The organism is Halopolyspora algeriensis (assembly GCF_003337235.1).
GTDB lineage: Bacteria > Actinomycetota > Actinomycetes > Mycobacteriales > Pseudonocardiaceae > Haloactinomyces > Haloactinomyces algeriensis.
This window is the reverse complement of sequence record NZ_QPJC01000008.1, coordinates 147,866-169,048: the sequence shown is the minus strand read 5'-3', so window position 1 is coordinate 169,048 and position 21,183 is coordinate 147,866. Positions and strand designations below refer to the sequence as shown.

Sequence of the window (21,183 nt, the reverse complement as noted above, 5' to 3'; positions counted from 1 at the left end):
AGCCGGTGGCGGGCCCGGCCGGGCCCGCCACCGGCTGCTTCACGGACGTACTCACATCTTCTCGGTGGCCTGCCCCTCCTCAGCGGTCTGACCCTGTCCGGAGCCCTGGCCCTGCTCGGAGGTTTCCTCCGTCCGAGTGTCCTCGCTCGTGCCGGAGCCCTTGTTCAGAGTGGCGCCCTGGCTGACATCCTGGCCCTGCTCGGAGGCCTGTCCCTGCGCGAAGCCCTGGTTCTGCTCGGTCGTGCCCTCGTTCGTCTGGTCGACCATGGGCGTGACCGTCTGCAGCGGGTCACCCTTACCGCCGAAGACGAACTGGTAGATCGAGAACGAGCTCGCGTTCTTCTGATCGGTCTCCTGCTCCTGCCCGCCGGTGTTCTCCTGGCCCTGCACCTGCTCCGAACTCGGCCGGCTGGCGTCCACGGCCTTGTCACCGTCGCCCGCGTCGGACTTCTTGCGGTCGCCCTTGCCGTCCTTCTTGCCGTTTTCCCCGTCGTCCTTGTTGCCGTGGCCCTCGTCGGACTTGTGGTAGCCCCCGCCGTCCTTGTCGTACTCACCGGCCAGAGCCACGCTGGGTGCCCCGAACGCCAACGGAAGCCCGAGCGCTCCGGCGATCAGTCCACGGTAGACATTGCGCACAGCGATCATTCCTCTCGTCCTGTTTTTTCACGAAAAAAGAATCGGAACTCGATTCGAACGTTCGCATCTCGTTCCGGTGAGAAGATACCGCACCAACAGGAAGATCGTCCTGATCGAAATTGTGGCGAGTTGCGTCATCACAACGGTCGTGTCGTGGCATTTCGATCGCCACCGTGGGGCACGACGCTCCCAAGCCACCGCAGAACGCCCTCGTCAGCAGGTTCGCCGCGGTCCGCGACCACCTTTCCGGAGGACGGCACACTCACTCCGACGGGTATTCTTCCACACGAACCCGAAGGTCGAAAAAAATTATCCGGATCAATTTTTCACTTCCTCCGGGAACGAATTCGATCACAATAATGCGAAACGTGCAGCACGCAGTGTCTCGACTCCTGCTCCCCACCCCGGCACAGATCACCGGCGGTGTCCGATCACCACCTGCCGAGGGTGTTCGGAGGGCTCGCTCGTTGCCCTACCCTGATAGAGCCGACCCGTGAGAGAGTCTCACTCCACATCCAGCAGAGAGAGGCGAGTCGTGTCCGAGCCGCAGCCCGTGCCGGCGGGCCACCTGACTCTGCGCCCACCGCGCCATCGCGTCGAGCGGCGCGCCATCCTGTGGTGGACCACGCAAGCAGCCTCGACGGTGATCGTCGGCATTGTCGGGCTGGCACTCGCAGCATGGTGGATCGAACCGGCACGGTTCTGGTTCGCACTGGCACTGATCATCGCCGCCGTCCTCGGCCTCTGCTATGTCGCCGTCATGCCGCAGTGGCGGTACCGGGTACACCGGTACGAGACCACCGACGACGCCGTCTACACCGCTGCCGGATGGATCAACCAGGAATGGCGAGTGGCTCCTCTCTCGCGGATCCAGACCGTGGACACCCAACGGGGCCCGCTGCAGCAGCTGTTCCGCCTGTCCAGCGTCACCGTCACCACGGCTTCCGCGGCCGGGCCGCTGACCATCGAGGGCCTCGACCAGCACGTGGCCACGGAGGTGGTCGAACACCTCACCGCCGTCACACAGGCCACGCGGGGGGATGCCACATGACCACCCCACCGGACGACCCCCACGGACAGTGGCACCGGCTCGACCCGAAAAGCATCCTGGCGGTCGGCGCGACGACACTCGCATCGCTGCTGCCCGTGGTCGTCCTCATGGCCCTCGGCGACACCGATGTGCCCACACTGCTGATCACCGTGGGAATCGGGCTGGCAGTCATCGCCCTGGTCCTCGGTGGCGCCGCGGTGAACTGGTACTTCACCTACTACCGCGTGACCGAGCACCGATTCGAGAGGCGTGCGGGCAAACTGTCCCGCAGCCACCGCTCCATTCCGCGCGACCGGATCCGCAGTGTCGATCTCACGGCGCCACCGGCCCACCGGCTCTTCGGCCTCTCGATCGTGAAGATCGGCACCGGACAACAGGCCGGGGAGAACAGCGAGCTCAAGCTGGACGCGATCGCCACACCCCGAGCCGAGGCGCTCCGCCGCGAACTGCTCCGCGCCGACACGGAACCGACCGGTACGGCAACGGCCGAGGCGTCCGAGCCCGGTGAAACCGAAATAGCCCGGCTGCGCCCGCTCTGGCTGGGTTACTCCATGGCGACCGTGTCGCTCGTACTGGTCGTCTGGGGTGCGCTCGTCTCCGCGATCGGCACCCTGAACAACGTGCTGACCACGTTGGGCGTGTTCGACACGGCGGGCAAGTGGTTCGAAACTCTGCCGCTGTGGACCGGTATCACCGTTGTCGTCCTCATCCTGCTGATACTCGGGGTGCTCGGACCGTTCCTGCTGTCGCTCGAGATGTGGTGGGGATTCCGTCTGACCCGGGAGCAGGACGCGACCCTGCGGGTGCGCCGGGGACTGCTCACCACCCGATCCCTGTCGCTGGAGGAACGCAGACTTCGAGGGATCGAACTCGCCGAACCCCTGCTCCTGCGCTGGGTGGGCGGAGCCCGCACCAATGCCGTGGCCACCGGCCTGGGGGAGCAGACGGAGACCAAGCAGCCGGACCGCAAGGCAATACTGCCGCCCGCTCCACGGGCCGAAGCCGACCGTGTCGCAGCCGCCGTCCTGCGGGAGAACCGACCGGTCACGGACAACTGCCCGGTCGCGGCGCACCCGGGCGCCGCGCTGCGGCGGCGCCTGACACGGGCACTGGTCGGCCCCGTCGCGCTGGTGATCGCACTGGCGGTGTGCGGGGCGATGATCGGCTGGATGCCCTCATGGGTGTGGATCCCCGCACTCGGCACCGTTCCGATCGCGATCGGGCTCGCCGTCGATGCCTACCGCAATCTCGGCCATGCACTGGACGGAAAGTACGTGATCACCCGTTCCGGTACCGGTATCCGGCGCACGGTCGCACTGCGGCGCAGTGGAGTCATCGGGTGGCGCATGAAGCAGTCCTTGTTCCAACGGCGATCCGGGTTGATCACCATCTCCGCCACGACCGCCGCGGGAGCCGGGGTCTACGCGGTCCGCGATGTCGCCGTCCACGACGGGTTGACCTTCGCGGACGAAGCCGTCCCCGACCTGCTGGTTCCGTTCCTCGAAACCCGCCGCTCCCGCAAGCAGCCGGCTCACCGAGTGGCACGGAGCGCGTAGAGCAGGGGAATGCGAGGGGCACCGTCCGGTAGGCGCCACCAGCCGTTGTCGGTGGGCACCATCTGCTCCCAGCGCTGCCACGGAAGCGCATCGGTCTCGCGCAGCTGCGAGACCGTCATGCCCGCGCCGACGACGGCGTTGACGACGTCGCCCAACCCGTGTGTCCACTCGTAACTGACCGTCTTGCCCCGGATGGCGGGACCGTCCGTATAGGTGTAGGTCGAGTCGCGCTCGACCGCTCCCCGCCCCGGTAAGTAATCGTTGCGCAGCAGGAGCTCCTGCCCTTCCCCCGGTTTGGCGACGGGGCCGAGGCAATTCAGCAACGGGTGGAACTCCGTGAGGTACAGGATGCCACCCGGCCGGAGCAATTCGTTGACGATCCGCGCCCACCGTGGAAGGTCGGGCAGGTAACACAGCGAGCCCTTGCCCGTGTAGATCACGTCGAAGCAGCGACCGCTCAGCACTTCCGGCGCGTCGTACACATCGGCGTGCACGTATTCGATGTCCAGCCCCGCCTTCGAGGCGATGTACCGCGCATGCTCCAGCGACTCGCTCGAAAAGTCCAGCCCGACCGTGTGCTTGGCATCCTTGTGCGCGAAGGCCTGGGTCTCGGTGCCGAGATGGCACTGCAGGTGCAGCACTTCCTGCCCGGTGAGGTCTCCGAGATCCTCCCACTCGAAGGGGGCGAACCAGTGAAAGGCGCTCCGGGTTCCGTCCAGGCCGTAGAAGGCACTGGCGAAGTGCACCGGAGTCCGGGCATCCCAGTTGGCTTCATTGGATCGCAGCATCGAGCGGGTCGTGACATCGAATCCGTCCGCCATGTACCGTTTGTACCGCTTACATCCCATGGTCGGAAGTCGGCGCGAAAGTCGGTGCGGTCCGGCCCCGCCGAAGACGGCCCTGTCCATATCGAGCGCCGCCTCGACCGACGAGATCCGGGCAGGTCGATCGGTCCCTTTCGCTCGCCTCGACGTACCGGCCGCCCGCGTGCGTTCCCGGCGCCTCAGCGCCTCGGGATGTTGCGCAGATTGCTCCGTGCGAGCTGGAGCATCTTGCCCACCCCACCGGAGAGCACCGTGCGGCTGACAGCCAGCGCGAAGCCCTTCACCTGTTCTCCGGTGATCTGCGGAGGCAGGGACAGGGCGTTACGATCCGTGCTCACATCCAGCAGCGCCGGACCGGGGTGCCGCAATACCGAGGTCAGTGCGTCCCGCACGTCTCCAGGGCGCTCCACGCGCACGGAGTGGATCCCGGCGGCCGAGGCGATCGCAGCGAAGTCGCTGCCCTCGTGGTCGGTGCCGAAGTCGGGCAGGCCGTCGACCAGCATCTCCAGTTTCACCATGCTCAGCGACGCGTTGTTGAACACGATCGTTTTCACCGGCAGGTTGTGCGTGCGCAGCGTCAGCAAGTCACCGAGCAGCATGGCCAGGCCGCCGTCGCCGGCCATGGCGATCACCTGGCGCTCCCGGTCGGCCAGCTGCGCACCGATCGCCTGCGGCAGCGCATTGGCCATCGAGCCGTGCACGAAGGATCCCAGTACCCGCCGCCTGCCGTTGGGCGTCACGTACCGGGCGGACCACACGTTGCACATTCCCGTATCCACGGTGAACACGGCGTCCTCGGTAGCCACGTCATCGAGCACGTCGGCGACGTATTCGGGATGAATGGGCACCTGTCTTTCGACGTTGCGCGTGTATGCGTCCACGACGCGTTCGAGCCTGTCGGCATGCTCGCGCAGCATCTGATCCAGATAGGACCGATCGGTTTTCTGCTCGAGATGAGGCAGTACCGCGTGGATCGTCTCGCCCACGTCTCCCTGCACCGCCACGTCGAGCACGGTGCGGCGTCCCAGGTGGGACGGTTCGATGTCCACCTGCACGGTATGGGCCTGCGGCAGGAAGTTGTCGTAGGGAAAGTCGGTTCCCAGCAGCACGACGAGGTCGGCCCGGTGCATGGCCTCGTGGCAGGCACCGTAGCCGAGCAGGCCGCTCATCCCGACGTCGTACGGGTTGTCGTACTGGATCCACTCCTTGCCGCGCAGGGCGTGCCCGACAGGAGCGTTGAGCACGCTCGCCAGGCGCATCACCTCATCGTGGGCTCCCCGGGTCCCGGCGCCGCAGAACAACATCACGCGTTCGGCCGAATTCATCGCCTCGGCGAGCGCACGAACCTGGGACTCGGGCGGCACCACCGTCGGCGGCTCACGATGCACGGTGCCCTGACCGGTCGGGTTCACAGCGGGCTCTTCGGCCACATCGCCGGGCAGCACCAGCACCGACACGCCGCGCCGCCCCGCAGCGGTCTGCATCGCGATGCGCTGCAACCGGGGCATCTGTTCCGGCTGGGACACCACCTCGCACAGGTGGCTGCACTCGTTGAACAGTTTCTCGGGATGGGTCTCCTGGAAGAAGCCGGTGCCGATCTGTGTCGAGGGGATCTGGGAGGCCAGGGCCAGCACCGGTGCACCGCTGCGGTGCGCATCGAACAGGCCGTTGATCAGATGCAGGTTGCCGGGGCCGGAACTCCCCGCGCACACCGCGATCCTGCCGGTGATCTGCGCCTCGGCCGCGGCCGCGAACGCGGCGGTCTCCTCGTGGCGGACGTGTATCCACTCGATGCCCTCGGTCCGGCGTACCGCGTCGACCACGGGGTTGAGGCTGTCTCCCACGATCCCGTAGACCCGCTGAACCCCGGCCTGGACGAGAACGTCGATGAACTGGTCGGCCACTGTCGGCATCGCTGCTCCTCCGGCACCGTTGGCGTATGCGCTCGTCGTTACGCGCGTTCCCGTGCCCGCGCAACTCGGCGCCCACCACGGAGCCACTCCGGGCACCGTCCGTGGCCGTTCCCGTGTCCCGGCGACGACCCGGTGGCCGGGACCCGGACGACTGCGACGAGCGGCCGGACCCTCACATCCCACGCCGCGGCATCAGCGGCATGGGGCATCGGCTAACGTCGAAGCATGACCGAACGACTTTCCCCGGGCGATGCCGCCCCCGACTTCTCCCTGACCGATGCCGACGGCAACACCGTGACACTGTCGGATTACCGGGGCCGGCCGGTCGTCGTCTACTTCTACCCCGCCGCGGGCACCCCCGGATGCACGACGGAGGCCTGCGACTTCCGGGACAGCTTGTCCCCGCTCAACGATGCGGGCTTCACGGTGCTCGGGATCTCCCCCGACCGGCCGGAAAAACTGGTGTCCTTCCGCGATGACGAGTCCCTGACCTTTCCCCTGTTGTCCGACCCGGATCACTCGGTGATGGCGGCCTGGGGTGCGTTCGGGGAGAAGCAGAACTACGGCAAGACCGTGCAGGGCGTGATCCGCTCGACGTTCGTCGTCAACGCCGACGGCAAGATCGACAAGGCGATGTACAACGTCAAGGCCACCGGCCACGTCGACCGCTTGCGCCGCGAGATCGGCGTCTGAGCCGAACACGGTCTCACTCGATCGGGCTTCTCGCCCTGCCACGAAACATTCCGAAGGCGCCCTTCCCGGCAGGGCGCCCTTTTTCTCGGAACCACGGATTCCGCGCAGCCATGAGCCCGGTCGGGACCCGGGCGCGGTGCCCGTCAGTCGACGGCCATGTAGATCGCGACGGTCGCCGCGATCAGGACGACAAGATAGCGCAGTGCCGCGGCGGGCAGTCGCTGCGCGAGTTTGCTGCCCACGTACCCGCCGAGCAACGTCGTGGGCACGAGCAGCAGCACGGCTCCCCAGTCGACCGGCGCCACCAGCGCGTACACCGCGAGGGTCACCGCACTGCCCACGAGGCTGAGCCAGCTTTTGACGGCGTTGAGTTCGCGCAGCGGCCCGTTGGCCGCCAGAGCCAGGATCACGATCAGAATGACGCTGCGCGCGCCCCCGAAATAGCCGCCGTAGATCGAGGCGAGGAAGATTCCCGCGGTCAGCAGGACGGTGTGATCCGGTGCGTCCCGATCGGGATTGCCCAGCCACCTCTTGATCACGCCCTGCAGCGCCATCAGCACCGCTGACAGACCGACCAGCGCCGGTACGACCATGTCGAACACCGAACCGGGCAACGTCAGCAACAGCACGCAACCGATCCCCGACCCCACCGCAGCCGCGATCGAGGTCCACACCAGCCGCTGCCTGTTGCTCGCCAGGTCACTGCGCTGCCCGACAGCCGCCCCGACGAATCCGGGACCCTGGGCGACCGAGTTCGTCACGTTGGCCACCAGCGGGGTCATGCCCGTCGCCAGCAGCGCGGGAAAGACCAGCAGGGACCCTCCTCCGGCGACCGCGTTGATCGCGCCGGAGAAGAAGCCGACAAACCCGAACAGGGTCGGTTCCAGCCATCCGGTGAACACGGCAAGAAAGTTAGCTGGCCGAATCACCCCTGCCCACAGCGGGGCGAGCCTCGCCACAATCGCGTCACCGCCGCCGGCCGCCCACCGCGATCAGGCCACGAGCTCGCGCAAGCTGGGCAGCAGCAGGCGCAGGGCTCGGCCCCGGTGGGAGTCGGCATCCTTCTCGTCCGAGGTCAGCTCGGCCGAGGTACGGGTCTCCCCCTCCGGCACGAAGATCGGATCGTAGCCGAAACCGTTGGTCCCGCGCGGTTCGCGCGTCAACGTACCGCGCCACTCCCCGCGCACCACGACCTCGCTGCCGTCCGGCCGCGCCAGCGCCGCAGCCGCGACGAACGCCGCTGCCCGGCGCTCGTCGGGCACATCGGCGAGCTGGCCGAGCAGCAGTTCCAGGTTCGCGGCATCGTCACCGTGGCGCCCGGCCCAGCGCGCCGAGAGCACCCCGGGCATGCCGTTGAGGGCCTGCACCGTCAGTCCCGAATCGTCGGCCACGGCGGGCAGTCCTGTCGCGGCGGTGGCGTCGGCGGCCTTGGCCACGGCGTTGTCCTCGAACGTCGCGCCGGTCTCGACCGTTTCCGGGAACTCGGGGACCGCGTCCAGCCCGACGACCTCGATACCGTGCACCCCCTCGGCGGCGAGGATCCGGCGCAACTCGTCCAGCTTCTTGGTGTTGCGCGTGGCCAGCAGCAGCCTGCTCACGCCTTGCCTCCCGGCCCTTTACCGCCCGGCCCCTTCCCCTCCGGGAGGGTGCCCGGGTACGGCTCGGCCAGCGCGTCCGCCTGCATCTGCGACAACCGGGCCGAGCCCGCCAGCGCGAAATCGAGCATCTTGTCCATCGTGGAACGGGGGAAGGTGGCGCCCTCACCGGTGCCCTGCACCTCGACCAGCGTGCCGTGATCGGTGGCCACCACGTTCATGTCCACCTCGGCGCGCGAATCCTCCTCATAGGGCAGATCCAGGCGCACCCGACCGTCGACGACACCGACACTCACCGCGGCGACGGAACAGGACAGCGGCTTCGGGTCCGACAGCCGGCGCGATGCCCGCAACCAGGTCACGGCATCGGCGAGCGCGACGTAGGCGCCGGTGATCGCAGCCGTCCGGGTACCGCCGTCGGCCTGGATCACATCGCAGTCCAGAGTGATCGTGTTCTCGCCCAGAGCCCCCATGTCGATGCAGGCCCGCAGCGAGCGCCCGACCAGCCTGCTGATCTCGTGGGTCCGGCCACCGATCTTGCCCTTCACCGACTCCCGGGCACTGCGGGTTCCGGTCGCCGAAGGCAACATCGCGTACTCGGCGGTCACCCAGCCCAGACCGGAGCCGGCACGCCAGCGCGGAACACCGTCCTGAACGCTGGCCGCGCACAGCACCCGAGTGCGTCCGAACTCCACCAGAACCGAGCCGGCAGGCCAGTCCTGGTATCCGCGGGTGATCCGTACATCCCGGAGCTCATCGTCGCTCCTACCGTCAGCTCGTACCACGCGCCCACCTTAAGGCCTCCCCTCGCGGTCCGTGCACACCGCTCACGGTTCCACCGGCTGCCAACTCACCGCTGCCGGACGCCGACCGGTCCGGAGGAACTCGCGCAGTGCCTCGGCGAGCAGCTGCGTGGAGACACCGCTGCCGGGCGGGAAATCGATGTCCTCTCCCGCGAACCCGGGCGAGGCCGGGTCTCCATCGAGTATCGCGAAGTCGTTGCCCGCGTCGATGTAGCTGAGATAGGCGTAGCCGTCGTGCACCACCGCGAGCACGTCGTGGTCGAGCATCTCGGTGTCCTCGGCGACCGGCTCCCGCTGCTCGTGCCAGATGGTGGCCGGTCCTGCGGTCGGCTCGGACAGGCGTGCGACCAGATCGTCGATGCCGGCGGGATCGGTCACGGTGAGGCCGTCCCCCGCATTCGGATCATAGGTCGAGCTGATCGGCCACACGGCGGTGATCGTCATGGTCCCTCCTTCATAGCGTGGTCGGATCGGAACTCGCGAGGCGGCGTCCGAGGTGCCACTACCCGCACCCCTGTACACGTCGATCCACATCCACGCACGCCTAAACGGTATAGGTGCGGCCTGCCTCGACCAGCTCGGCGGAAGCGAAGCGCTCGCGGGCCTCCTCGAGGACAGCACGCCCCTCGACCCACGGTTGCACGTGGGTGAGCAGCAGCTGCCGGGCACCGGCCGCATCCGCGGCCTCGGCGGCCTGGCGCCCGGACAGGTGCAGGCCGTCGGGTGCTTCGGCGAAGTCGGCCCACGATGCCTCGGACAGCAGGACATCGGCTCCACGAGCGAGCTCGGTGAGCTCCGCGCACGGCCCGGTGTCACCGGTGTAGGCCAGCACCCTGCCTTCCGCCGCGATCCGGAAGCCCCACGTGGGGCACACGTGCGTCACCGGAAACGCACGCACCTCGAACGGGCCGATGTGCACCGGTTCTTCCGGGGGCGGCCGGAACTCGTACACATCCGACAGATCGGTTCCGGCACGTTCGGCAGCCGACGGTGCGTACAACGCGGCCAGCCGTTCGGGGGCTTCCGGCGGGGCCAGCACCGGCAGGCGTCGCTGCACGGGATCGCGGGGCGGGTCCGGGTGGTAGCGCCGCAACACCGTCAGCGCACCGACGTCGGCGCAGTGATCCGGGTGCAGATGTGACAGCAGCAGGGCGTCGACCTGGAAGGGATCGGCGAACCGCTGCAGCGTGCCGAGCGTGCCGTTACCCAGGTCCAGCACGATGCGAGTTCCCCCGGCTTCGAGGAGGTAGCCGGAGGCGGGCGAGTCGGGGCCGGGGATGCTGCCGGAGCAGCCGAGTACCGTGAGTTTCACGCCGACGAGCGTGACACGTCGAGCAGTTGTCCGGCATCGGCTGTCGTCGCCGGACCGAGGAATCTGCGAGCCAGTTTCGCGAACGCCTCCGGCGACCCGGTGGATCGGAACTCGTGCTCGCGCGGGGATTCGGCCGCGGTTGCGGCGAACAGGTCGTGCTCGGTGAGCACCCGCACCACGTCCTTGGCGGTTTCCTCCGCGCTGGAGACCAGTGTGACCTGCTCTCCCATCACGATCTGCAGCACCCCGGTCAGCAGCGGGTAGTGCGTGCAGCCGAGTACGAGAGTGTCGATGTCGGCCTGCTGCAGCGGGTCCAGGTAGCTCTGGGCGAGTCCGAGGATCTGACGACCACTGGTGATACCGCGCTCCACGAAATCCACGAAGCGCGGGCAGGCGACCGTGCTCAGCGCCGCCTCGGGAGCGGCGGCGAAGGCGTCGTCGTAGGCGCGGGACTGGATGGTGGCGCTGGTGCCGATCACACCGATGCGCCCGTTGCGGGTGGTCGCCACCGCCCGGCGTACGGCAGGCAGGACCACCTCGACCACGGGCACGTCGTAGCGTTCACGAGCATCGCGCAGGCAGGCCGCGGACGCGGTGTTGCAGGCGATCACGAGCATCTTCACCCCGCCCTCGACCAGCGCGTCGGCGACCGCGAGTGCGTGCCTGCGCACCTCGGCGATCGGCAGCGGCCCGTAGGGGGCGTGGGCGGTGTCGCCGACGTAGCGCAGCCGCTCGCCGGGCAGTTGGTCCATGATCGCGCGGGCGACCGTCAGTCCGCCGACACCGGAGTCGAAAATCCCGATCGGCGCATCCGTCACGCGCTCATTCTCCCAGTGGATCGGGACCCGCGTGCGCGGGTATTCGCTCTGCGGTCGCCGGCCGCAACCAGCCGAGCCGCCAGCAGCCCACCGAGCGCACCGAACAGGTGTGCCTCCCAGGAGACACCGGGCCGTCCCGGCAGGACGCCCCAGAGCATGCCACCCCAGTAGAAGAACAGCACCAGCGCGACCGCGATCTGCGCGAAGCTACGGGTGAAAAACCCGCGCACCAGGAGAAACACCAGCCAGCCGAAGGCCAGGCCGGAAGCACCGATGTGGTTTCCCTCCGAACCGACCAGCCAGGTGCCCACCCCACCGAGGATCCACACGAGAGCGGTCACGGCGACGAACTGCCGGGCTCCTCCGGCCATCGTCAGCCAACCGAGCACGAGGATCGGTACGGTGTTGGCCAGCAGGTGGGCCCAGCCTGCGTGCAGCAGCGGGGACCACAGGATTCCGTCCAGACCGTGGATTTCCCGCGGGTAGATCCCGTTGGCCTCCAGGTCGACCGGGACGATGATGTCGAGGAATTCGAGCGCGTAGAGAGCGGCGACGAACACGGCCACGGCAAAGGCCGCGCCGAACGGCTTCGCGGGCACGACGCGAGCTCGTCGGCGACCGCTCGAGGGCTCCGGCACTGCTTCCACACCACGACATTACGCCGCTGTGAGGGCCGGCGACTCGGGGTCATCCCCGAGATTGCGCGCCGGTGCTCCGCCGCGCCCTCGACGGGGCGCGGCGGAACAACTACGCCCAGAGCTGACCGTCCAGGCGTTGTGCGGCCTCGTCCAGAGTTCCGGTGTAGGCACCGGTGGACAGGTACTTCCAGCCGGCATCGGCGACGATGAACGCGATGTCGGCGGTCTCGCCCGCTCTGGCCGCCTTCTCCGCGATGGTCAGCGCGGCGTGCAGCACGCCACCGGTGGAGATCCCGGCGAAGATGCCCTCGGATTCCAGAAGTTGCCGCGTGCGGCGCAGCGCATCGTAGGCCCCGACCGAGAAACGCCGGGTCAGCACGTTCTCGTCGTAGAGCTCGGGCACGAATCCCTCGTCGAGATTGCGCAGTCCGTAGACGAGTTCCCCGTAACGGGGTTCGGCGGCCACGACCTGCATGCCCGGCTTCTGGTCGTGCAGGTAGTTGCCCACACCGACCAGCGTGCCGGTGGTGCCCAGGCCGCCGACGAAATGCGTGATGCTGGGCAGATCGCGCAGGATTTCCGGGCCCGTGGTGTGGTAGTGCGACTCGGCATTGGCCGAGTTGCCGTACTGGTAGAGCATCACCCAGTCGGGGTTCTGCTCGGCCAGTTCCTTGGCGACCACCACCGCCTGGTTGGACCCCCCCTCGGCCGGGGAGGAGACGATCCGCGCGCCGAACGCCTGCAGGATCTGCCTGCGCTCCTCCGAGGTGTTCTCCGGCATCACGCACACCAGGCCGTAGCCCTTGAGCCTGGCTGCCATGGCCAGCGAGATCCCGGTGTTTCCGGAGGTGGGTTCCAGAATCGTACAACCGTGCGTCAGGCGGCCCTCCTTCTCGGCCGCCTCGATCATCGCCAACGCCGGCCGATCCTTGATGGAACCGGTCGGGTTACGGTCCTCGAGTTTCGCCCAGAGCCGCACGTTCTCGGACGGCGACAGCGACGGCAATCCCACCAGCGGCGTGTCGCCGAGAGCGTCCAGCAGTGAATCGTAACGGGCCATGGTCAGCCTCCTCGCGGCTCGGCAGGGCTCAGCGCATACCGCCGGCCACGGCAGGCAGGATCGTCACGCTGTCACCGTCGCTGACGGTGGCATCCAGCCCACCGACGAACCGGACGTCCTCGTCATTGACGTAGACATTGACGAACCGGTGCAGGTTGCCCTCCTTGACCAGCCGGTCCTTGAGTCCGCTGTGCCTGCTGTCGAGATCGTTGATGATCTCGGCCACCGTGCTGCCGTTCGCCTCGACCGACTTCTGGCCACCGGTGTGGGTACGCAGGATCGTCGGAATCGAAACGTTGATTGCCATGGTGGAACCTCCTGTGCACTACAAGAATGGACAACGACGAGCTCGCTCGCGCCGAGCGCGCTGAACCGGCCGGCCGCGGCCGGTTCGAAAAAAGAGGGATCACCGACAGTCGGGAATGTCGTCGGCGCCGGTGTTGGCGAACATGTACGACTCGACGACCTCCACCGGCTCCTCGGTCACGACGCCGTCGACGATGCGATAGGAGCGCAGCTCGTGGTCTTCGGGATCTCTCGTGGACACGAGGACGTAATGCGCGTTGGGTTCCAAGGCATAGGAGACGTCCGTGCGGGACGGATACGCCTCGGTGGCGGTGTGCGAGTGGTAGATCACCACCGGTTCCTCGTCGGCAGCGTCCATCTCGCGCCACACCTTCAGCTGCTCGCCCGAGTCGAAGCGGTAGAAGGTCGGCGAGCGCTCGGCATTGATCATCTCGACCAGCCGTTCCGGCCGCTCCGACCCCTCCGGGCCGGCTATCACACCGCACGCCTCGTCCGGGTGGTCCCGTCGAGCATGCGCGACCATCGCATCCACGAGGTCGCGTCGGATCACCAGCACAGACACCATCCTACGAAATGAGTCACCGGGCTCTCACCATGTGAAATCCCGGTGGGACCTTTCAGCATGCAACGCTGTGCATGTAACGCTATCCGACCTTGCTTCATTCCCGAGCCGAGCGGTAGAGGTGCGTGTAGCCGATCACGTCGCCGACGGGATCGGCCGCCAGCACGGCGTGCACGATCGCACGCGATACGGTGTCGGCAGCGGCGGCGCAGAGCTCGTCGAGCGTGCCCGCCCAGCTTTCCCGGCTGCCCGGCCCCGGGGTGCGACCGGTGGAGAGCGCGAAGACCGTGTCCCCGTCGGTCATCGCATGCGCGGGCCTGACCGCCCGGGCGAGCCCATCGTGGGCGGCCACGGCCAGGCGGTGACACTCCGCCTTGTTCAAGGTGACATCGGTGGCCACGGCGCCGATCGTGGTGTTCAACGGCCGCGCCGCCGTGCCATGGCGCGCGGGGCGCCGGGCAGCACGCTCGCGCGCCGCCTCGACCTCGGCGCCGTCGGGCCGGCGCAGGCCGAACTCACCGTCCAGCTCCAGCTCCGCCGCCCACGGCAGCCCGGTGGCCGGGTCGATCACCGAGCCCGAGGAGTTGACCGCGACCAGCGCACCGACGGTGGCGCCCGCGGCGGAAATCTCGCCGCTCAGAACGGTACTGGCCGTGCCGATACCGCCCTTCACACTTCCGGCGACCGCGCCGGTGCCCGCCCCGACGTTGCCCTGGCGGAGCTCGGACGCAGTGGCCGCGTCGCAGGCGGCATACCCGAACGTCGCGTCGGGCCGGTTGCCCCACTGCCCCATCGGCAGGTCGAACAGCACGGCGGCGGGAACGATCGGTACCACCTCGTGCGGGGTCGCACCGACGGGAAAGCCGTGCCCGCGCTCGGCGAGCCATCGCATGGCGCCGTTGGCGGCGGCCAGTCCATAGGCGCTCCCGCCCGTGAGGACGATGGCGTGCACCTGCTGCACGAGGTGGGTGGGGTGCAGGACGTCGGTCTCCCGAGTACCGGGGCCGCCACCGCGGACGTCGACCGCCGCGGCCGCTCCTTCCGGGGTCACCACGGCACTGGTCCCCGTCGCCCACCGCTCGTCCAGGCGATGGTGGTGACCCACCCGCACGCCGTCGACGTCGACGATCGCATTCAGCCGACCCGGATTGCCACCGACCACCACGTACACCGGCCTCCTCGAATCGCACGCAACCACCGTCGGGCAAGCGGCGCGAGCCGCTCGCCCACCACCCGAGCCGCTACGCGAGTCATTCTGGAGGAGATACTACGAGCTCATGGCCTCCACCAGGTTGTCCTGCACCCAGGTCAGCCACTGGTACACGTTGAGATGCTCCCGGCGAAGATCGTCCTCGGGCAACTCGTCGGGCATGTCCTCGTCGATGTCCAACGCGGTGCCCAGGGCCAACCGGACATCGTTGATCGCCGACATCCAGCTGTCCGCCTGTTCCTCGGTCAGTTTCACCGTGCCGCCCTCCGGGGGGCAGGTCTCCAGGACCGTGGCCGCCACACCGGTTTTGAGTTCCAGCAGTTCCGGCTCGTGCAACGAGCGCATCGCACCCGCGGCGCCGGTCTCCTCCTCATCGGACTCACCGGTTTCCGGGTCGCTCCGGTAGAAATCGGGCAGCAGCCGACCGAGCACCCGATCCTCCGGAGGCGTGGCCGGCCCGGTGCGGATACCGGTGAGCTCGGTCAGCTCGTCCACAGGCGCCTCGTCGGCACGCGCGGCGAGCATGTCCTTGATCTGGCCGACCAGACCACGAATCACCGCAGCTTCCTGGGGGGCGAACTCGGCTCGCAGATGCCCGTTCTTGCGTGTCCAGCCGTTCATGAGTCCTTCTGCATCGTTGCCCACAGGCCCGCGGCGTGCAACTTCGCCACGTCGGCCTCCACCTTTTCCTTCGAACCGGAGGACACCGCCGCCTTGCCCTTGTTGTGCACGTCCAGCATGAGCTTCGTGGCATGATCCTTGCTGTAACCGAAGATCTTCTGCAGCACGTAGGTCACGTAGGACATCAGGTTGACCGGATCGTTCCAGACCACGGTCACCCACGGCCGGTCCTCGAAGGCGGCTTCCTCCGGCTGAGGTTGTACGCGCTCCACTTCGGCGGGCGAGGTCATACCGTCATTTTCGCACGGGGCCCCGAGCAGGATGCCGACCACAGGAACATCCGAAAACCCGTAACCTCTCGGGCATGACCGATCCAGCCAGTACGGCGCTGTTCACCGATCACTACGAGTTGACCATGCTCGCCGGCGCACTGCGCGACGGGACCGCCGATCGCGAATGCACGTTCGAGGTGTTCGCCCGGCGCCTGCCCGACGGTCGCCGGTACGGCGTGGTCGGCGGGATCGAGCGGCTGCTCGAGGCGATCGAGAACTTCCGCTTCGGCGACGCCGAGCTGCAGGCACTGGGCCGGATCTGCGACGAGGAGGCCCTGTCCTGGCTGCGGGACCACCGCTTCCGCGGCCGGATCGACGGCTATCCCGAGGGAGAGTTGTACTTCCCCGGATCACCGGTGCTGACGGTGCGAGCGACATTCGCCGAGGCCGTCCTGCTGGAAACGGTGATCCTGTCGATCCTCAACCACGACAGTGCGATCGCGGCGGCAGCGACACGGATGGTCTCGGCCGCCAACGGCCGCCGCCTCATCGAGATGGGGTCCCGGCGCACTCACGAGGAGTCCGCGGTCGCCGCCGCGCGCGCCGCCTACCTCGCCGGCTTCACGGCCACCTCGAACCTGCAGGCCGGACACCGCTACGGCATCCCCACAGCGGGTACCTCGGCGCACTCGTTCACGTTGCTGCACGATTCGGAGCGCTCCGCCTTCGAGGCCCAGGTCGCGGCCCTGGGCACCGGCACGGCCCTGCTGGTGGACACCTACGACATCTCCCGGGGTATCGACACGGCCGTCGACGTCGCCGGGACGGGGCTGGGTGCGATCCGGATCGACTCCGGCGACGTGGGGGTACTGGCCAGGCAGGCGCGCGAGCAGCTCGACTCGCTCGGTGCCACGGGCACCCGCATCGTGGTCTCGGGAGACCTGGACGAGTACGCCATCGCCTCGCTGCGTGCCGAACCCGTGGACGGCTACGGGGTGGGCACCTCGCTGGTGACCGGTTCGGGAGCTCCCACGGCGGGCATGGTCTACAAGCTCGTCGAGGTCGAGGGAAGGCCGGTGGCCAAGCGCAGCTCGCACAAGGAGTCGCGCGGGGGCCACAAGGGCGCTCTGCGCACGCACAAGGACACCGGAACCGCGATCGAGGAGGTCGTGTACCGGGCATCGGATGCCGCTCCGCCGAAGGCGGGCCCCCACGATCGCTTCATGCAGATCCCGCTGATGCGCGATGGTGAACGGGTCGATGATCTGCCCACACTGGAGGACAATCGGCAGCGGCTCAGGCATGCGCTGGTGAGCGTGCCGTGGGAGGGCCTGAAACTGTCCGCGGGCGAGCCGGCGATCCCGACGGTGTTCGCCGACGCGGAGCACAGCACCTGACATCACCCGAAGGACCGAGGGCGGGAGACGGGATGAGCAAGGCACTGATCGTCGTCGACGTGCAGAACGACTTCTGCGAGGGCGGCGCCCTGGCCGTCCCCGGCGGCGCGGGAGTGGCCGGGGCCATCTCGGAGCACATGGCCCGGACGAACCACGACCACATCGTGGCCACCCGCGACTACCACATCGATCCGGGCGGGCACTTCAGCGACGAGCCGGATTTCGTGCGCTCGTGGCCGGTGCACTGCGTCGCGGCGACCGCGGGCGCGGCGTTCCACCCGGAACTCGACGTCGCCCCGGTGCAGGCGGTGTTCTCCAAGGGCCAGTACAGCGACGGCTACTCCGGGTTCGAGGGCAACGGCCTCGCCCGGTGGCTGGCCGGTCACGAGGTGGACCGGGTGGACGTCGTCGGCATCGCCACCGATCACTGCGTGCGCGCCACCGCGCTGGACGCGGCCCGCGAGGGCTTCGCCACGAGTGTGCTGCTGGGGCTCACCGCCGGTGTTTCCCGTTCGAGCGTCGATGCCGCGCTGGACGAGCTGCGGCAGGCGGGGGTGACCCTCGTCGGCGACCCCGTCGTGGCTTGAAAGGTGTGTGGGTCGGTTTGCGTAGCGGTGCGGGTGGGACCGACTGGCCGGCTGTTTGCGGTCGCTTCGGCAAGCGGCGTGGAGCCGCTTTCAGCCACGTACGCAGTCGGCGTGCCCCCGCGGGTTCTCGCCGCACAGCCTCGCGAGGACAGTCCCGACGTGATGTAGCAACCTACCTGATGTCGGGGCTCGGCGCAGCGAGGCGCAGCCGGAGGTTCCGCCACCCGCACCCTTGCGCAAACCGACCGCGCATCCTCCAAATCGAGGTGGGGCGGTAGCGTGTGCGGGCGTGCCCGCTTCCGTTCCGCGATGGTCCGACCCCGGTGTCTTCGAACCCGATGAGCACGACGAGCTTCCCCCGGAACTCGCCGGTGCCCTCTCTCCGGGCAGCGATGGCGGAGGCTCCCACGACGATCCCTCCGGCGGCGATGCTGCCCCGGCGGGCAACGGCCGCGCCGCCGACCTGCTCACACTGCTGGCGATCGCGGTGGAAGCCGTCGGCGGTTCGCAGCGCAGCGGGCAGACCGCCATGGCCGAGGCGGTCGAGCACGCGATCGCCTCCGGGGAACATCTCGCGGTGCAGGCGGGCACCGGGACCGGCAAGTCGCTGGCCTACCTGGTCCCGGCGCTCCGGCACGCGGTGACCTCCGGGGCCACGATCGTGATCTCGACGTCGACGATCGCGCTGCAGAGCCAGCTCGTGGACCGCGACCTCCCCCGACTGGTCACCGCCCTGGCGGAGGCGCTCGGGCGCAGGCCCACGTTCGCCATCCTCAAGGGTCGGCGGAACTACCTGTGCCTGAACCGGCTGCACGGCAACGCCCCGGAGGAACCCGACGAGTCCGCTCTGTTCGACCCCTTCGCTGCCTCGGCGCTGGAACGCCAGGTCAAGCGGCTGCACGAGTGGTCGTCGGAAACCGAGACGGGCGATCGGGACGAACTCGTGCCGGGCGTGTCCGAGCAGGCGTGGCGGCAGGTGTCGGTCACGGCGAAGGAATGCCTGGGCGCGCACCGCTGCCCAGTCGGCACCGACTGCTTCGCCGAGCACGCCAGGAGCGAGGCGGGCCGTGCCGACATCGTCGTCACCAACCATGCGCTGCTGGCCATCGATGCCCTGGACGACCGCCCGGTACTGCCCGAGCACGACGTGGTCATGGTCGACGAGGCACACGACCTCGTCGATCGTGTGACCTCGGCAGCGACCGGTGAGCTCTCGGCGAGCACGGCCAAACTCGCCGCACGCCGCTGCGGGCGGGCCATCGACCAGGAAATCGCCGATCGGCTGGACGAGGCGGGTGACGGGCTGGAACTCGTGCTCGCCGACTCCCGGCCGCAGCGGCTCGACGAGATGCCCCGCGACCTGGCCGGAACCCTGAGCGCGGTGCGCGACGCCGCCGCGGCCTGCATCACCGCGTTGGGTCCGGAGCGCACGGAGGACGTCGAAAGCGGGACCGCACGCAAACTGGCGCTGGCGCCGACCGAAGAGGTTCACGACATCGCGGTACGGCTGCTGGAGGCTTTCGGCGAGGAGGAAGGCGACCGGCGCGATGTCGTCTGGATCACCGGGGACACCAACCGTCCACCTTCCCTGAAAGTCGCGCCGCTGGGCGTGGGCGGGCTGCTCCGGGAACGGATGTTCGGGCAACGCACCACCGTGCTGACCTCGGCGACTCTCGCCCTCGGCGGCTCGTTCGACACCCTGGCGCGGCAGTGGGGGCTTCCGCCGCAGCAGGCGGCACGACCTGCCACGGATACGGCCGGGGCCAAGGAGCCGCCCTCGGACACCGGCGAGGTGACCTGGACCGGTCTGGACGTGGGTTCGCCGTTCGACTACCGGCGCAGCGGCATCCTCTACATCGCCCGGCATCTGCCACCACGAGGCCCCGGTGAGTTGCCACCCGAGTACGTGGACGAGCTGACCGAACTCGTGCAGGCCGCCGGCGGGCGCACACTGGGACTGTTCTCGTCGATGCGGGCGGCGCAACAAGCCGGCGAAGCACTCCGGGAACGGCTTGCGACTCCGGTGCTGTGCCAGGGCGAGGACACGACCGCGCTGCTGGTGAATCGGTTCGCCGAAGATCCGGCGACCTGTCTGTTCGGCACGTTGTCGCTGTGGCAGGGAGTCGACGTGCCCGGCGAGTCACTGCAACTGGTGGTCATGGACCGGATCCCGTTCCCCCGCCCGGACGATCCGCTGGCCTCCGCCCGGCAGCGGGCCGTGTCGGCGCACGGCGGCAACGGGTTCCTCACCGTGGCGGGCACCCACGCGGCGCTCCTGCTGGCGCAGGGTGCGGGCCGGTTGTTGCGTTCCTCCCACGACCGCGGGGTCATCGCGGTGCTCGATCCGCGGCTGGCCACCGCTCGATACAGCAGCTTCCTGCGTGCTTCGCTGCCGCCGTTCTGGGCGACCCAGGACCCGGAAGTGGTCCGGGGAGCACTGCGCCGCCTGGATGCCGCGGCCCTGGACACCGCGACCTCGGACGCCGCGGCTCGCTGAGGCCGCGGCCGGCGGACACCGCGACCTCACGCGGACTCCGGCACGGGCGAGCCCGGCACGCTTGTGGAGCCTCCACAACTGAGCTTGATCTTTTCTGTTCCGGCGACAGATCCGGGTAGCTTGTCCTCGCCATAGCCGCCGGAAGCGTGACCGCGGGTCCGCTCACCGGTGTGTTCGTACCGCCTGCAGCGGCGGATTCACCAAAACGTCGAGGGAAACCCGTGTCCGAAGCGCGCAACACGTCGATATCGCAGTCATCCGGCAGGGCCCTGCCCGCAGCGGACCTGGCCAGGACGGTGGTCTTCGCCGCGTTCATCGCGGTGCTGGGGCTCTTCCCCGGCTTCTACCTCGGTGGCGCCGCGGTGCCGATCGTTCTGCAGAACACGGGCCCGCTGCTGGCGGGCAGCATTCTCGGTGCGCGCCGGGGCGGTGCCGCTGTCCTGCTGTTCCTGGCTCTGGTCGCTCTCGGGCTGCCACTGCTGTCCGGGGGGCGCGGTGGCCTCGCCGTCTTCGCCGGGCCGAGTGGCGGGTTCCTGATCGGCTACGTGTTCTCCGCGGTCGTGGTGGGGCTGATCGTGCAACGCGCCACCCCCCGGCCAGGCCTGCTGGTTCTGCTGCTCGCCAATGTCGCCGGCGTGGCGGTGGACTACCTCGTCGGCATCCCGTACTGGGCCGCGTTCACCGGAGACCTGCGGGTCGCGGCGATCCAGTCGCTGGTCTTCGTGCCCGGTGATGCCGCGAAACTCGTGCTCGTGTCCCTGGTCGCGGCTGCCGTCCACCGAGCGGTCCCCACGGTGCCCGCCGCATCCCCGCGCACTGCCGAGGACTGAGC

Annotated in this window: 23 protein-coding genes; 7 read left to right on the top strand and 16 right to left on the bottom strand. The window is 68.7% G+C overall.

From position 1 onward, the window contains the following. Window positions 1-51: 51 nt before the first annotated feature. Entirely contained in the window at window positions 52-645 is a 594-nt protein-coding gene (locus DFQ14_RS13955; protein ID WP_114453700.1) for a hypothetical protein, read from the bottom strand. Between the two features lie 526 nt (window positions 646-1,171). Between DFQ14_RS13955 and DFQ14_RS13950 the strand changes: the two genes are divergently transcribed. Further along, window positions 1,172-1,687: a PH domain-containing protein gene (locus tag DFQ14_RS13950; RefSeq protein ID WP_246195510.1), complete on the top strand. Its 516-nt coding sequence runs from the start codon at window positions 1,172-1,174 to the stop codon at window positions 1,685-1,687. Further along, the gene (locus DFQ14_RS13945) at window positions 1,684-3,243 is read left to right on the top strand and encodes a PH domain-containing protein (protein WP_114453699.1); all 1,560 of its coding nucleotides are present in this window, start codon (window positions 1,684-1,686) and stop codon (window positions 3,241-3,243) included. The genes DFQ14_RS13950 and DFQ14_RS13945 overlap by 4 nt, the downstream gene beginning before the upstream one ends. Here DFQ14_RS13945 and DFQ14_RS13940 read toward each other — a convergent pair. Together DFQ14_RS13940 and DFQ14_RS13935 are read right to left on the bottom strand one after the other, a co-directional pair. Then, window positions 3,219-4,064: a class I SAM-dependent methyltransferase gene (locus DFQ14_RS13940; protein ID WP_246195511.1), complete on the bottom strand. Its 846-nt coding sequence runs from the start codon at window positions 4,062-4,064 to the stop codon at window positions 3,219-3,221. The genes DFQ14_RS13945 and DFQ14_RS13940 overlap by 25 nt on opposite strands. Window positions 4,065-4,246: 182 nt before the next feature. Next, window positions 4,247-5,980, bottom strand: coding sequence for a pyruvate dehydrogenase (locus DFQ14_RS13935; protein WP_114453698.1), 1,734 nt, complete (start codon window positions 5,978-5,980; stop codon window positions 4,247-4,249). A gap of 225 nt (window positions 5,981-6,205) precedes the next feature. On the opposite strand from DFQ14_RS13935, the gene bcp reads away from it, so the two are divergent. Continuing rightward, window positions 6,206-6,673, top strand: coding sequence for a thioredoxin-dependent thiol peroxidase (bcp, locus tag DFQ14_RS13930; RefSeq protein WP_114453697.1), 468 nt, complete (start codon window positions 6,206-6,208; stop codon window positions 6,671-6,673). A gap of 143 nt (window positions 6,674-6,816) precedes the next feature. On the opposite strand, the gene DFQ14_RS13925 is transcribed toward bcp, so the two are convergent. From DFQ14_RS13925 to clpS, 13 genes are all read right to left on the bottom strand, one after another. Beyond that, a complete protein-coding gene (locus DFQ14_RS13925; RefSeq protein ID WP_114453696.1) occupies window positions 6,817-7,575 on the bottom strand; it encodes a sulfite exporter TauE/SafE family protein in 759 nt (252 codons plus the stop codon). Window positions 7,576-7,665: 90 nt separating this feature from the next. Then, window positions 7,666-8,271 carry an RdgB/HAM1 family non-canonical purine NTP pyrophosphatase gene (gene rdgB / locus DFQ14_RS13920; protein WP_114453695.1) on the bottom strand — a complete coding sequence of 202 codons (606 nt, stop codon included), beginning with the start codon at window positions 8,269-8,271 and terminating at the stop codon, window positions 7,666-7,668. Further along, entirely contained in the window at window positions 8,268-9,053 is a 786-nt protein-coding gene (gene rph, locus DFQ14_RS13915) for a ribonuclease PH (protein WP_114453694.1), read from the bottom strand. Before rph ends, rdgB begins: the two co-directional genes overlap by 4 nt. Before the next feature lie 42 nt (window positions 9,054-9,095). Next, entirely contained in the window at window positions 9,096-9,515 is a 420-nt protein-coding gene (locus DFQ14_RS13910; RefSeq protein WP_114453693.1) for an Imm1 family immunity protein, read from the bottom strand. A gap of 100 nt (window positions 9,516-9,615) precedes the next feature. Next, entirely contained in the window at window positions 9,616-10,383 is a 768-nt protein-coding gene (locus DFQ14_RS13905; protein WP_114453692.1) for an MBL fold metallo-hydrolase, read from the bottom strand. After that, window positions 10,380-11,201, bottom strand: a complete 822-nt coding sequence (murI, locus tag DFQ14_RS13900; protein ID WP_114453691.1) for a glutamate racemase — start codon at window positions 11,199-11,201, stop codon at window positions 10,380-10,382. Before murI ends, DFQ14_RS13905 begins: the two co-directional genes overlap by 4 nt. Then, window positions 11,198-11,800 (bottom strand): rhomboid family intramembrane serine protease, encoded by a 603-nt coding sequence (locus tag DFQ14_RS13895; RefSeq protein ID WP_246195512.1) that lies wholly within the window; start codon window positions 11,798-11,800, stop codon window positions 11,198-11,200. The genes murI and DFQ14_RS13895 overlap by 4 nt, the downstream gene beginning before the upstream one ends. A gap of 148 nt (window positions 11,801-11,948) precedes the next feature. Continuing rightward, window positions 11,949-12,899, bottom strand: coding sequence for a PLP-dependent cysteine synthase family protein (locus tag DFQ14_RS13890; RefSeq protein ID WP_114453689.1), 951 nt, complete (start codon window positions 12,897-12,899; stop codon window positions 11,949-11,951). Between the two features lie 28 nt (window positions 12,900-12,927). Continuing rightward, window positions 12,928-13,206 carry a MoaD/ThiS family protein gene (locus DFQ14_RS13885; protein WP_114453688.1) on the bottom strand — a complete coding sequence of 93 codons (279 nt, stop codon included), beginning with the start codon at window positions 13,204-13,206 and terminating at the stop codon, window positions 12,928-12,930. 99 nt (window positions 13,207-13,305) lie between these two features. Next, on the bottom strand, window positions 13,306-13,761 hold the full coding sequence (locus tag DFQ14_RS13880; RefSeq protein WP_114453687.1) for a M67 family metallopeptidase: 456 nt from the start codon (window positions 13,759-13,761) through the stop codon (window positions 13,306-13,308). Between the two features lie 103 nt (window positions 13,762-13,864). Further along, window positions 13,865-14,938: a P1 family peptidase gene (locus tag DFQ14_RS13875; RefSeq protein WP_246195513.1), complete on the bottom strand. Its 1,074-nt coding sequence runs from the start codon at window positions 14,936-14,938 to the stop codon at window positions 13,865-13,867. A 96-nt stretch (window positions 14,939-15,034) separates the two neighbouring features. Beyond that, window positions 15,035-15,598, bottom strand: coding sequence for a DUF2017 domain-containing protein (locus tag DFQ14_RS13870; RefSeq protein ID WP_114453686.1), 564 nt, complete (start codon window positions 15,596-15,598; stop codon window positions 15,035-15,037). Next, a complete protein-coding gene (gene clpS / locus DFQ14_RS13865) occupies window positions 15,595-15,888 on the bottom strand; it encodes an ATP-dependent Clp protease adapter ClpS (RefSeq protein ID WP_114453740.1) in 294 nt (97 codons plus the stop codon). Before clpS ends, DFQ14_RS13870 begins: the two co-directional genes overlap by 4 nt. 74 nt (window positions 15,889-15,962) lie before the next feature. Here clpS and DFQ14_RS13860 point away from each other — a divergent pair, with 74 nt between their 5' ends. The 4 genes from DFQ14_RS13860 (at window position 15,963) to DFQ14_RS13845 (ending at window position 21,181) form a co-directional block, all read left to right on the top strand. After that, the gene (locus DFQ14_RS13860; protein ID WP_114453685.1) at window positions 15,963-17,267 is read left to right on the top strand and encodes a nicotinate phosphoribosyltransferase; all 1,305 of its coding nucleotides are present in this window, start codon (window positions 15,963-15,965) and stop codon (window positions 17,265-17,267) included. Window positions 17,268-17,299: 32 nt separating this feature from the next. Further along, window positions 17,300-17,854, top strand: a complete 555-nt coding sequence (locus DFQ14_RS13855) for a nicotinamidase (protein ID WP_114453684.1) — start codon at window positions 17,300-17,302, stop codon at window positions 17,852-17,854. A gap of 289 nt (window positions 17,855-18,143) precedes the next feature. After that, on the top strand, window positions 18,144-20,351 hold the full coding sequence (locus DFQ14_RS13850; RefSeq protein WP_114453683.1) for an ATP-dependent DNA helicase: 2,208 nt from the start codon (window positions 18,144-18,146) through the stop codon (window positions 20,349-20,351). 221 nt (window positions 20,352-20,572) lie between these two features. After that, complete coding sequence (locus DFQ14_RS13845; RefSeq protein WP_179951579.1) at window positions 20,573-21,181, top strand: biotin transporter BioY; 609 nt, start codon at window positions 20,573-20,575, stop codon at window positions 21,179-21,181. Window positions 21,182-21,183: the final 2 nt, after the last annotated feature.